Origin of the sequence: Pseudoalteromonas tetraodonis (assembly GCF_002310835.1) — a bacterium.
GTDB lineage: Bacteria > Pseudomonadota > Gammaproteobacteria > Enterobacterales > Alteromonadaceae > Pseudoalteromonas > Pseudoalteromonas tetraodonis.
In genome coordinates this window covers 328,677-341,007 of record NZ_CP011041.1, presented here as the reverse complement: position 1 = coordinate 341,007, position 12,331 = coordinate 328,677, and the positions used below count along the sequence as shown (strand labels likewise).

General features: G+C 39.6%; 14 protein-coding genes. 2 read left to right on the top strand and 12 right to left on the bottom strand.

All coding sequences use genetic code 11. The features are described 5' to 3' along the window. Window positions 1-23: 23 nt before the first annotated feature. Genes trpS through rpe form a run of 3 tightly spaced genes read right to left on the bottom strand, consistent with a single transcriptional unit; the run spans window position 24 to window position 2,410 of the window. Window positions 24-1,028, bottom strand: a complete 1,005-nt coding sequence (gene trpS, locus PTET_RS01550; protein ID WP_008115060.1) for a tryptophan--tRNA ligase — start codon at window positions 1,026-1,028, stop codon at window positions 24-26. 33 nt (window positions 1,029-1,061) lie between these two features. Beyond that, window positions 1,062-1,727, bottom strand: coding sequence for a phosphoglycolate phosphatase (locus PTET_RS01545; RefSeq protein ID WP_016900316.1), 666 nt, complete (start codon window positions 1,725-1,727; stop codon window positions 1,062-1,064). Then, window positions 1,727-2,410: a ribulose-phosphate 3-epimerase gene (gene rpe / locus PTET_RS01540; RefSeq protein WP_096038101.1), complete on the bottom strand. Its 684-nt coding sequence runs from the start codon at window positions 2,408-2,410 to the stop codon at window positions 1,727-1,729. The genes PTET_RS01545 and rpe overlap by 1 nt, the downstream gene beginning before the upstream one ends. Before the next feature lie 297 nt (window positions 2,411-2,707). Between rpe and PTET_RS01535 the strand changes: the two genes are divergently transcribed. Together PTET_RS01535 and PTET_RS01530 are read left to right on the top strand one after the other, a co-directional pair. Next, window positions 2,708-3,007 carry a hypothetical protein gene (locus tag PTET_RS01535; protein ID WP_008115055.1) on the top strand — a complete coding sequence of 100 codons (300 nt, stop codon included), beginning with the start codon at window positions 2,708-2,710 and terminating at the stop codon, window positions 3,005-3,007. Between the two features lie 4 nt (window positions 3,008-3,011). Beyond that, entirely contained in the window at window positions 3,012-3,197 is a 186-nt protein-coding gene (locus PTET_RS01530; protein ID WP_096038100.1) for a DUF2970 domain-containing protein, read from the top strand. Here PTET_RS01530 and PTET_RS01525 read toward each other — a convergent pair. The 9 genes from PTET_RS01525 to PTET_RS01485 all read right to left on the bottom strand — a co-directional run bounded on the left by PTET_RS01525 (window position 3,160) and on the right by PTET_RS01485 (window position 12,292). Next, complete coding sequence (locus tag PTET_RS01525; protein ID WP_008115051.1) at window positions 3,160-4,011, bottom strand: Dam family site-specific DNA-(adenine-N6)-methyltransferase; 852 nt, start codon at window positions 4,009-4,011, stop codon at window positions 3,160-3,162. The two genes, PTET_RS01530 and PTET_RS01525, sit on opposite strands and share 38 nt — an antisense overlap. 53 nt (window positions 4,012-4,064) lie before the next feature. Continuing rightward, window positions 4,065-5,381, bottom strand: coding sequence for an SPOR domain-containing protein (locus PTET_RS01520; protein WP_096038099.1), 1,317 nt, complete (start codon window positions 5,379-5,381; stop codon window positions 4,065-4,067). Beyond that, the gene (gene aroB, locus PTET_RS01515) at window positions 5,382-6,452 is read right to left on the bottom strand and encodes a 3-dehydroquinate synthase (protein ID WP_008115047.1); all 1,071 of its coding nucleotides are present in this window, start codon (window positions 6,450-6,452) and stop codon (window positions 5,382-5,384) included. A gap of 29 nt (window positions 6,453-6,481) precedes the next feature. After that, the gene (gene aroK / locus PTET_RS01510; RefSeq protein WP_008466255.1) at window positions 6,482-7,000 is read right to left on the bottom strand and encodes a shikimate kinase AroK; all 519 of its coding nucleotides are present in this window, start codon (window positions 6,998-7,000) and stop codon (window positions 6,482-6,484) included. Between the two features lie 447 nt (window positions 7,001-7,447). Next, entirely contained in the window at window positions 7,448-9,538 is a 2,091-nt protein-coding gene (locus tag PTET_RS01505) for a type IV pilus secretin PilQ (RefSeq protein WP_013463907.1), read from the bottom strand. Beyond that, window positions 9,525-10,061 (bottom strand): pilus assembly protein PilP, encoded by a 537-nt coding sequence (locus tag PTET_RS01500; protein WP_008115036.1) that lies wholly within the window; start codon window positions 10,059-10,061, stop codon window positions 9,525-9,527. Before PTET_RS01500 ends, PTET_RS01505 begins: the two co-directional genes overlap by 14 nt. Continuing rightward, window positions 10,061-10,663: a type IV pilus inner membrane component PilO gene (locus PTET_RS01495; RefSeq protein ID WP_008115035.1), complete on the bottom strand. Its 603-nt coding sequence runs from the start codon at window positions 10,661-10,663 to the stop codon at window positions 10,061-10,063. Before PTET_RS01495 ends, PTET_RS01500 begins: the two co-directional genes overlap by 1 nt. Further along, window positions 10,653-11,225: a PilN domain-containing protein gene (locus tag PTET_RS01490; protein ID WP_008115031.1), complete on the bottom strand. Its 573-nt coding sequence runs from the start codon at window positions 11,223-11,225 to the stop codon at window positions 10,653-10,655. The genes PTET_RS01495 and PTET_RS01490 overlap by 11 nt, the downstream gene beginning before the upstream one ends. After that, the gene (locus PTET_RS01485) at window positions 11,213-12,292 is read right to left on the bottom strand and encodes a pilus assembly protein PilM (protein WP_013463905.1); all 1,080 of its coding nucleotides are present in this window, start codon (window positions 12,290-12,292) and stop codon (window positions 11,213-11,215) included. Before PTET_RS01485 ends, PTET_RS01490 begins: the two co-directional genes overlap by 13 nt. Between the last annotated feature and the right edge of the window lie 39 nt (window positions 12,293-12,331).

Sequence of the window (12,331 nt, the reverse complement as noted above, 5' to 3'; positions counted from 1 at the left end):
TTTGTATCTGCAAATAAACGCGCTTATGGGCGTGGAATAAACCCAACCGCATCATAAACTGCTTTTAATGTAGTTTCTGCACGCGCGCTTGCTTTTTCAGCCCCTGTTCTCATGATGTCATTGAGAAGTGTTTGATCTTCACGAATTTCTTTAAAACGTGTTTGAATTGGCTCAATCATGCTGACAACAGCTGCTGCGGTGTCTTTTTTCAAATGGCCATACATTTTGTCTTCGTATTCAGGGACTAACTCTTCAATTGAGCGCTTAGTTGCCACACTTAGTAGCGTAAGTAAATTAGATACACCTGGCTTTTCTTTGCGATCAAAGTAAATACGCGCTTGCTCGTCAGAATCGGTAACTGCTTTTTTAAGCTTTTTCTCAATCTTTTTCGGCTCGTCTAACATCATAATAAAGCCATTTGGATTTTCATCTGACTTAGACATTTTCTTCAGTGGATCTTGCAGGCTCATGACTCGCGCACCAAATTCTGGAATATACGGTTCTGGCAGCGTAAAAATATCGCCGTAAACATTATTAAAGCGAGTTGCAATATCACGCGTTAGTTCAAGATGCTGTTTTTGATCTTCACCTACAGGTACTTTGTCTGCTTGGTACAGTAAAATATCAGCCGCTTGCAAAGCCGGATAAGCAAATAACCCCACATTAATATTATTAGCATGCGTTGCCGACTTATCTTTAAACTGGGTCATGCGATTAAGCTCACCCATTTGCGCATAACAGTTTAATACCCAGCCAAGTTGCGCATGCTCAGGTACCTGAGATTGTACAAATAACGCCGCTTTTTCTGGGTTAATACCGCATGCCGTATATAACGCAACGCCATCGAGTACACGAGCACGCAATAATTCAGGGTCTTGGCGTACGGTAATTGCATGCAAGTCTGCAAGCATAAAGTAGCTATCATATTCTTCCTGTAGCTTAACCCACTGGTTAATAGCGCCAACATAGTTGCCTATTGTCATACCACCGGTTGGCTGCATGCCACTTAATACTACTGGTTTACTCATGATTTTCCTTTATTTTTACTTAATTAAAAATGCTTAACGCTGTGTTAGTGTCGGTATTATAGCTAAGAAGTTATCGCATAGGTACTGCGGATTATAATCCGCTAACTGCTCTCCCTGGTGATACCCATAAGTGAGCGCTATCACGTCAATGTTAGCGGCTTGCGCTGCGAGTATGTCACTCTTTGAATCACCAATCATAATCGCTTTATAAGGCGTTATATTTAATGCATCGCAAGCAAATAATAGCGGCTCAGGTGACGGTTTTTTTGCCATGTCGTCACCGCAAACAATCACTTCAAAATGACTGCGAATAGCGAGCTTATCTAAAAGCATTTCAGTAAAGCGGCGTGCTTTATTAGTAATAAGTGCTTTAGGCATACCACTGAGAGCAGCAAGACCAGTTTCAACATGCTGATATAACACACTGTATTCACCGACCTGCTCACTGTAATGTTGATAAAACAGATTGATAGCTCGTTCGCTTAAAGCCTCATCGAGGTGCTCACTAATTTGCATATCGCCGCAAAGGGCTCGTTTCACTAACACCTCAATGCCATTACCTACCCAGCTTTCAACTAATCGCTGACTGACAATTGGAAACGCTAAATCGCTAAGTGTTAAATTTAAAGCCATATACAAGTCGTACACGCTATCAACTAGGGTGCCGTCTAAGTCAAAAAACGCTGCATCATATTTCATTATTCAACACTTTCTAATTGCTGACGCATCTCATCAATCACCGTTTTATAATCAGCCTGATTAAAAATAGCTGAGCCTGCAACAAACATATCTGCACCCGCTTCAGCCGCCGCTGCTATGTTATCTACTTTAATACCGCCATCTACTTCTAAACGAATATCACGTCCAGATTCAACAATGCGTTGTTTTGCCTCTCGCAGTTTCTCGAGTGTTTGTGGAATAAAACTTTGCCCACCAAACCCAGGATTTACTGACATTAATAAGATCACATCTACTTTATCCATTACGTGATCGAGGTAACTTAAACTCGTTGCAGGGTTGAACACTAAGCCTGCTTGGCAACCTTCATCTTTTATCAATTGCAAAGTACGGTCAATATGCTCGCTCGCCTCTGGGTGAAAGGTAATAATTGATGCACCCGCCTTGGCAAATTGTGGGATTAAACTATCTACCGGTTTTACCATTAAATGCACATCAATCGGGGCTTTAATCCCGTAGTCGCGAAGTGCTTTACATACCATTGGGCCAATCGTTAAGTTAGGTACATAATGGTTATCCATTACATCAAAATGAACGACATCAGCACCTGCGGCTAACACTTTGTCGACATCTTCGCCTAATCGTGCAAAGTCTGCAGATAATATTGAGGGCGCTATTAAGTATTTTTGTTCACAGTTGAGCATCGCTAATCCGTTAATGAATAATTTATGCCGTTAATGTAACTTAATTAGCGAAGTTACCCAAGTAGCACCTTTAAAAATAGCGCCAAATAAGTAATGTTAAAGCCTTATTGTGGCTATTCATGAAAAAGAATAACCTGCTGAGGATGTAGGCTTTATAATTAAAAAAAGAATCAGTTTTTAAGCGGGGGCCACTCAGTATTTAAAACACAATACAAATAAACAATAACAAAAATAAAGTGTATTATTTAAGCAGTTTTTGTTATGCTGGGCAAAGAACTAAATTATTAGGTTTATATTATGCGTGCTTTTAAAATTGGATTATTAATCACGTCGGTAAGTGTTATTATTGGAGCAACATCGCTTTGCTCAAATACTGAGCAAGATTTAGGCTCAGCCAACATTTGTCTTCATAAAGAGCAAACCAACGCTATTAATAATAGCGCAACCCGTTGCATTCAAATTGAAGAAGATTCGTCTTGGGCCTCTTGGTTAACAGGCGATAGTCGTAGCGCTCAGTTTCATTACTTAGACTTGCTAGAGTTGTTAACGGGTACTGATGACAAACACAAGCCCTCTTCAATCAAGCCATTATTTTAATTAAATGCAGCACTTTTTTAGCGCGTTACAAAGCGTACTGGCTGCATTTTTTGGTGTTCAATCTGAAGATAAGCGCAAAACAGACTTTAAGCAACACTCTCCAATTACGCTAATAGCTATTGCCGTAGTACTGTTTGTATTATTTGTACTGGCTATTTATGCAACCGTGACTTCGGTGCTAAATACATAGCCATTAGCTCATCCACTTTATTTCGTGAACCGCCCTTTGGACTAATCGTACGTTTAACCTGAATTTTATCCAGTGATGCTTGACTGTAAATTTTGCGTGTCCACACGGTATCGTGGTTTGAAATAAGGACTGGCGTGTTATTCTCAAATGCCGCTTGCTCAGCCAAGTTAGCTAAATTAGCCTGATCATCTAAATTAAATCCGCCTTTAGCGTAAGAGGTAAACGATGCGGTTTTACTTAATGGCACATAGGGCGGATCGCAGTATATCACCGCATTTTTAGGGACCAGTTTAAATACATCATCGTAGCCTAAGCAGGTAAATGTTGCTTTTTGTGCTTTGTTGGCAAAAAAGTACATTTCTTTTTCAGGAAAATAAGGCTTTTTATATTTACCAAAAGGCACATTAAAAATGCCCTTTAAGTTATATCGACATAATCCGTTATAACCATGGCGGTTCATATATAAAAATAAAATAGCTCGCTCATACACATCGCTGCTTTGGTTAAACTGCACACGATAATCGTAATACGCATCTGGATGGTTATTTAAATCAACAAATAGTTTTTTTGCATCGCTAATAAACTCATCCGGCGAACGTTTAAGCTCTTTATATAAATTGATTAAATCAGCATTTATATCGTTAAGTACATAGTGTTTAAAATTACTATTTAAAAACACTGAGCCCGCACCAACAAAAGGTTCAACCAAGGTATCTGCATGTTTACTTGCTTGATTTAGTCGCGCGTTAATATCTTCAACGAGGCTGTATTTTCCGCCAGCCCATTTAAGGAAGGCTCTACTCTTTTGCTGCATTGGCTCTTTACTTCAATTCGGTGTTGCGCGATTTTACACTAAAGTCACTGAGTTTACTGATCAACTCGTGCAATTTCTTGTTTTATTTTGCTAATTTTTTTATAGAAAGGTTTATTTTTTCTTACTCCAGCAGGGAGTGCTTGCAGTGCTTGTTTTGCCTCATTTAAGTTAGCAAAACTGCCTGTTGTTACCACCCACCACATTTTACCATTTCGTTTAGTTTGGTATGTATTAGTAATACTTTCTAGCTTATGTTCAGCAATAAACTCATTGCCTACCTGCTGCTGAGTTACGGCTAATAGCTGAATAACAAAATTATCTTCAGGTTGTTCTAGGTACCAGTTACTGGGTATTTTTACTATTTGGCTTTGCTGCTTTACCACCTCAGGTACGCTAATCGCTTCTTCAACCGGCGGCGGTGCTGGCTTTTCTTGTTCAGTTAAAGTCGATGGCTCAGTTAAACTTCCTACAATTGCTGGCACGTCATTGTGGGCACTCTCATCTGTAGTTGGCTCTTTAGTTATAGGCTGTGGCGAAGTAAACAGGGTTGGTGATTTAACCGGTTGTTGTTTATTTTGAATAGCTTGCTCGGTTGTAATAGCGGTTGTGAGGACTTGCTCATCGCTTTGACTATTAGCATTTTTCCACCATTGGGTCATATCAGCTTTGTATACAACGCCAATAATCAATAACATAATTATGAGTAATAGTGTGAGCAACTGTAAGCGCCAAGATACTTTGTCTTTTACGATAATATCAGCAACTTGTTCGCTAGGCTGCCAGGCTAATAAAAGACTTGGGTTACCTTGGGCTTCAACTAAAAAGGTTTTAAATACAGGGTCTTCATAATAAGGTAGCGCCGTGAAGTACCATCCCATTAGCTGCTTACTTTCAACCAAGTTTAATGGCTCTAAATGAATATTAACTGCCTCTTTAAACGGCAATTTAGATTGCGATGCAATCATAATGTAAAGCACATTGGGCGCACTTTTTGATAACAGCTCGAGCTCTGCAATTAGTTCTTCAGATAGGTGCCTGCCGCCATCGATAACCCATAAACACGCGCCGCATTGTTGTTGCTTCGCTAATTGATAATAGTTTTGTGATAAGCTCAGGTTGTGATCAATTAAAGGGGCATTAAAGCTTTGCTCTAATAATTGAGTCATCAATTGCACATCAGTCATTTGAGCGCCAACTTGCACAAACGCTTTATTAAAATCGTTATATTTATCAGTGATGAAGGTTTCAAGCAAATAGCTTTTACCTAAACCAGAAGTGCCCAACAAAACAATTAGGTTTTGACCATATTCAAATTGCAATGCGATTCTATCCACCAAAGCCGCACGGCTCGGTAAAATTTGTGACTGCATTTATTGCTCGATCAATGCTCTGACTTGATCATCAGACACATCATCAACTAATGCACATTGACCAAATTCGGTGGGTAAAATGAATCGGATAGTCCCTTTTTTATTCTTTTTATCTTTTCGCATATGCAGTAAAAAGTGCTCACTGGTCATATCGCTAGGTATCTCGATTGGTAAGCTATATTGCGCTATTAATGCAGCAATACGCTCTACATCTTCTCGTGTTAAATCTTGGCGAGTATAAGCAAGCTTTGCAGCAAGCACCATACCTGTTGCGACTGCTTCTCCATGTAACCAAACACCGTAACCCATTTGTGCTTCAATAGCATGCGCAAACGTGTGCCCTAAATTTAACAACGCACGAAGGCCCTGCTCTTTTTCATCTTGTGCAACAATGAGCGCTTTAATTTCACAGCATCTGAAGATGATGTGCTGTAAACACGTCTCGTCTAATTGTTGTAATTTAGCGATGTTATGCTCTAGATAAGCAAACAGTTCAGTATCGTAAATCAAGCCATACTTAATAACTTCAGCCATGCCTGCAGCAAACTCGCGTGTTGGTAAGGTATGCAACGAACGTGTGTCAATAAATACAGCTTGGGGTTGATAAAAAGCCCCAATCATATTTTTACCTAGCGGGTGATTAACCGCTGTTTTGCCGCCAACTGAAGAATCAACTTGAGATAATAAAGTGGTTGGTATTTGGATAAAAGGGACGCCACGCTGATAACAAGCAGCAACAAATCCAGTTAAATCACCTACAACGCCACCACCTAATGCAATTAAGCAGGTGTCACGGCCGCAATTATTCTCAAGTAGGAATGCCGAAATTTTTTCAAACCAAGTGAGTGATTTATATTGCTCACCATCTGGAATAATAAAATGCAGTGGGTTTAGCTGTGCTAATGAATCAAGCAACTGTTGAAGGTACAGCGGTGCAATCGTTTCATTAGTAATGATGATAGGCCGACAATCACCAATGTGATGGATTAGACGGCCTGTATCTTGAAGTGCAGATTGGCCAATATAAATAGGATAACTTCGCTCGTCTAAATTAACAGTTAATTCAAGCATGCTGGGTTAGTCCTTTTTAATACTGGCTTTTAAAAATCCAATTTCTCGATGATTTGGTTAGCAACAACTTTCGCGCTCTGCTCATCAGTGCGTACAACAAAATCAGCTACTTCTTTATATAATGGTTCACGCTCTTCTGCTAAGCGCTCAAGTACATCACGAGGTGCTTCTTCTGTTTGCAGTAATGGGCGACGCTTGTCGCGTTGCGTACGTGCAACTTGCTTTTCAATCGGTGTCTCTAAGTATACAACAATACCGCGAGCCGAAAGCTTGTTTCGAACTTCTTTACTCATTACTGAGCCACCACCGGTTGCAAGTACAATACCTTGCATTTCGGTTAAGTCACCAATAACAGATTCTTCACGAAGTCTAAAGCCTTCTTCACCTTCAAGATCGAATACCCAGGCAATATCTGCGCCCGTGCGACGTTCGATTTCTTGATCAGAATCAACAAATTCAAGGTGTAATTGGTCAGCAATGTGACGACCAATCGTGCTTTTGCCAGCCCCCATGGGGCCAACTAGAAATATATTACGTTTCTCAGCCATATCTTTTAGTACAAACGAACTCTAAAATTTGAAATAAAACCCCGCCTAACGACCTGGCCCCAAAATTAAGAAAGGGATTATCTCAGTAATCGGTCGGGTATTTCAAGTCAATTAGGATAAAAAGCCATATAACGAGCAATTAAACTAAATAATTACCCACTGGTTAACAAAAAAGCACCTTATTATAGGCAAGTTTATCTTCTAGGGTTAAAATTTATGCAATTAAGGTTACTACATTGTTGCTTCATGAAAGCTTTTGCATGGTAACTTTACAAGAGCCTGAATTACAAACAACATAAACGCAGCCTTAAATACATCCGCAGTACAGTACATGATCAAAATTATATACTGTCTTATTGTACATTTATAGGGAGTGTTCACACCACGATAACTAAATTACATACCCATACTATCTAAGCTGGTATTCAACCTAGATAGCTTAAATATTTAGTCTATTTGGATTTTAGGTGTGACAAAAATCAGCAGTTCGCGCTTTTCATTGAACTCGCTTGTGCTTTTAAATAGTCTTCCTACGTAAGGAAGGTCGCCCAATAAAGGTACTTTTTTGGTCGAATTAATAATTTGCTGTTGGAAAATACCACCCAACACTACCGTTTGTCCATTCTCAACGAGTACTTGAGTCTCAATTTGTTGCGTATCGATGGCAACCGCTGGGCCTGTACCTGTTTGAACCGTATCCCCTCGGGTATCTTGAGTAATGATTAAATTTAAAATAACTTTGTTATCGGGTGTGATATGAGGTGTCACTTCTAGGCTTAGTACCGCCTTTTTAAAACTTACGGTTGTTGCACCACTTGAAGCTGACTCCACATAAGGGATCTCAGTACCTTGCTCAATACGCGCTTTTTGCTGATTAGCAGCAGTAATGCGTGGGCTTGCAATGATTTCACCTTTGTTTTCTTCTTCAAGGGCGGTTAATTCTAAATCAATTAATGTTCCGTTAGCCAATTTAGCAATGTGCATACCTATACTCGCCGATGGATTCGCCACTGGTAAATTAACGTTAAGTCGATCAGAAAGACTAGGGATATTACCATTAGAAATCGTTTCAGCTCCTTCTAATGTGCCAGAAACACCGTCTGAGCCTTGCTGATCACTAAACCCCCAACGTACCCCCAAGTCTTCAGTTACGTTGTCACGTACGGTTACCATACGCGCTTCAATAACCACTTGTTTAACCGGTATATCTAAAGTTTCGACCATACGACGAACACTTTCAATACTTTTTGCAGTGTCTTTCATTAATAACGTATTAGTACGTTGATCAACAGACACGCTCCCTCTGGCTGTAATAATACTGTTGGTATCTGTTTTTAATAAGTCGGCAAAATCTTCTGCTTTTGCATAATTTAAGCGGATGTATTCACTGTAAAGTGGCTCTAAATCCTCAACTTGCTGTTTAGCTTTTAACTCTTTTGCTTCACGGGCAGCCAGCTCTTCAGATGGTGCAACCATTAAAATAGAACCGTCCATGCGTTTGTCTAAGCCTTTTATTCTAAGCACGACATCTAACGCCTGATCCCACGGAACCCCATCAAGGCGAAGAGTAATATTGCCTGTCACTGAGTCGCTTGTTACCAAGTTAAAATCATTGTAACCGGCAATAATCTGTAACACAGCACGAACAGAGATATCTTGAAAATTAAGCGTCATAGGACGACCCAAGTACTCTTTACCCCCATCTAAGTAGGCATTTTGCGTTTCATCTTTCTCAACCGTTAAGGTAAAAATATTCTCAATTTGCTGATAGGTATAGGCAAATGCAGTGTTTGGTTCAATCACTAAACGTGTAAGGTTATCTTCTTTAAACGTTTCAATACTGCTCACCACAGTACCAAAATCAAGTACATCTAATTCATACAATAAATCATCTAAAATATCGGTATGATGAAACTCGGCAATGATTTTTCCACCGCTTTCATGAACCTCTACAGCTGCCTGAGTATCTTGTAGATAAACAAGTACTTTCGCTTCACCTTTTTCTCCACGTCGAAAGTCAATTGCTTGAATACCGTTAATATAATTAGACGTGTAAGCAGGCTTATCTTCGCTGGTTGTTAAAATTTGCTCTGTGAGTGGGTTATCAGAAATTCTAATAGAAACTAAATTATTGTTTACTTCAGTCTCATAAATTTTTAATCGGTCCAAGTTAATGGTCACTTTTAAACCCGCACTGGTCATCATACTCGTGATGTTACTGATACCAGCTTGGTTGATAGCGATATTCGTCAACCCTTCATCTAATTCTACCCCATCAAATAGTAGCTCTATTCTTGCAGGGCTATTAAAAACTTGTACTGCTGGTTGCTGCTGCAACTCTTCATCAAAAACTAGCTGTAATTCGGTTTCACCTTTAAGCAATGGATTATATCGAACGTCATAGAGTAAAGGGGCTGCACTTACGGCTTTTGTCATTAGTAGTAAAAAAACAAACAATAAAGCAGATAAAATACGATGATGCGAACACTCACCTTTGTGCATATAGGGTATACCTTTTTTCTTATTAATTTGCGCCATTGGTTGCCGCCTCTAACATTTCTAATTTGGTCAAACGTTCTTTCCAACAACCTGACCCATCAGGGATTAATTCTACTAATTCAATATAGTCACTATTAACACTGCTTACTTTTCCGTCATAGGTGCCTAAATAGCTTCCTATTGTTACTCGGTGCAAGGTGTCATCAGCAGCTGTAATGAGCGCCCATGTTTTGCCGTTCGATCCTATTGTGCCCCTCATTGCTAAATTATCTAATGGGTACTTCTCCAGTGGCTGACGAACACGCTCTGGATCTGGGTGAAGACAGTTTTTAACTTGTGTTAGCTTGTTTTGAATAATTTCTGGTTCTGGCGCTACAAAAGGACTACGTAAGTCTTTGGCGTTATACTCAAAGTGCTCAAACTTAACTAGCTCAGGTATTTTTTCAATACGTGCCGTGGTATTTGCCTTAACCTGATCAATAAATTCTTTTTGCTCCGATGTATCCTCGTTACAGCCACTGAGCAAAAACATCGCAGTGGTTAAAAAGAGAAGCTGCTTCATCATCTCACCCCCTCTTCATAACGGTAAGTTTTTGCTACTACACTGAATGTTAGCTGCTTTTCGCCAGATGATAAAATAGAAAAGTCATGTAAACTGACAATTCTTGGTAGTTGAGCCACTTTCCCTACAAATTCGCCAAACTCATGATAAGTACCTACCACTTCAATTTTAATTGGCAACTCGGTATAAAACTCTTTTTCAACTTCTGGCAACCAACCAATTTTTAAAAATGTTAACCCGCTGGTTGTACCCACATAAGAAAGGTCGTCCAATAATCCTGGCGTCTCATTTGAAGTAGGTAGGCGTTTTAATAATTGAGAGAATTTATCTTCCATCTCAACCATTTGCTCACGATAAATATCAAGCTTACTGGCAACTGCATATTTAGTTCGGTAGGTTGTGCGTAACTCAATTTCCTTAGCAACGGCATTGTGGTAGCTGTCTATTTCATCCGACACTAATAAGCTGTAGCTAAAAAACAACACCAAACAAGCTACAAAAGTTCCGCATATTGCTTTTACAATAACGGGCCACTCACCGATGTTATCGAGCTCGATTTCATTCCAATCGATTTCTGTAAACGATTTAAAATCAAGGTTCATTACGTACCTCACCTATTTTGCCAAATGGTTTTACGTAAAACTCCATATTAAAATCGCTGAGTAAACGTGAAGATTGATCGCCGGCAACAATACCTTGCATAGTCGGGCGCTCTAATAAGTAAGAGCTTTGTACCTGTCTGAGCATAGTAGATAAACGATTATTAGACTCACTTTTGCCTAACACATGAATTTGATTACCTTTGCGCTCCAGCTTGGTTAAATAAACCCCTGCAGGCACTATTTTTGCCACTTCATCCATTATTTGGGTGCCTAAATTACGGCTACTTTGTAACTCTTCAATTAAACGCATACGTTGTTGTAAGTTTTCTTTTTTCTTGTCTAGATCACGTATGTCGCGAATTTTATTGTCGAGCGTTGTAATTTCTGAACTAAGATAATTATTTTTTAACGTTTGCCCTTCTTTTAGAGCACCATAAAACACACTCAGCATATACATACCAGCAAAACAGACGATAACCACAGCCATAAGAAGTGTTATAAATTTCTTTTTAGACTGCTCACGCTGTAGCTCACGCCAAGGTAATAAATTTATATGTGGCATGATGAAAAGCTCCTCAACGCCAGGCCAGTCGCAATTGCAAATTGAGTGCGGTGGCGCTGTATTATATTACGATCAACTCTAGGGGATATTTCCATCTTATCAAATGGTTCAACAACAACTGTGTGTATTCCTAATTCTTCAATCAGCAATCTATCAATGCCTTTAATCATCGCTGAGCCGCCCGTCAATACAATATAGTCCAATTGTTCTTTACCTGTGGTGGTTAAAAACATTTGAACAGCACGACGAACCTGCTGGAGTAACGATGTTTGAAAAGGTGCTAACACTTCAAATGTATAGTTTGGAGGTAAATCACCGGTTGTTTTGCCAATTTCAGCTTCATCAAAGCCTTTGTTGTAGTAAGCAACGATACTATTTGTGTATTGGTCGCCACCAAATACTTGGTCACGGGTATAAATTGTCTCACCAGATTGCACTACACTCACCAAGGTGAGTACAGCACCAATATCAACCACTGCAACCGTTTTGTCATATGCATCTGATGGTAACTGTTGGTAGTAAACATCCATAGCGCGACTTAGCGCATAGCTTTCAACGTCCACTACTTTTGCGGTTAAATTCGCAGCACTTAACGCACCGACTCTGGCTTCAACGCTTTCGGTTCTAGCGGCAGAGAGCAGTACATTTATTTTGCTCGGGTCAGCACTATTTGTAGAGAGCTTTTCAAAATCAAGACTCACTTCATCTAGTGGGTAAGGAATTAAGCTGTCGGCTTCAATTTCAATCTGCGACTCTAATTCAGCGTCGCTTAAGGAAACATCCATGAAAATAACTTTAGTAATCACGGTTTGCCCAGAGACGGCAACAGACGCGAATTTTAGCGACTTTGGTAGCTTTCGTTTTAACTTGATTATCACATTACCAATTGCTTCAATATCTTGAATATTACGCTCGCTCATAGCGCCTTTTGGCATAGGTTCAATTGCAAGTGCTTCTAGTCGAAGCCCAGTTTCTGTTTCACTTAAAAGTACGGCCTTGATAGAGTGCGATCCAATATCAATACCTACCATCATTGGTGATGGTTTTTTTATTAGTTGACTTAGCATGTTTGCAACTTTGCCTTTGTTTTAATAATAAACAAGTTA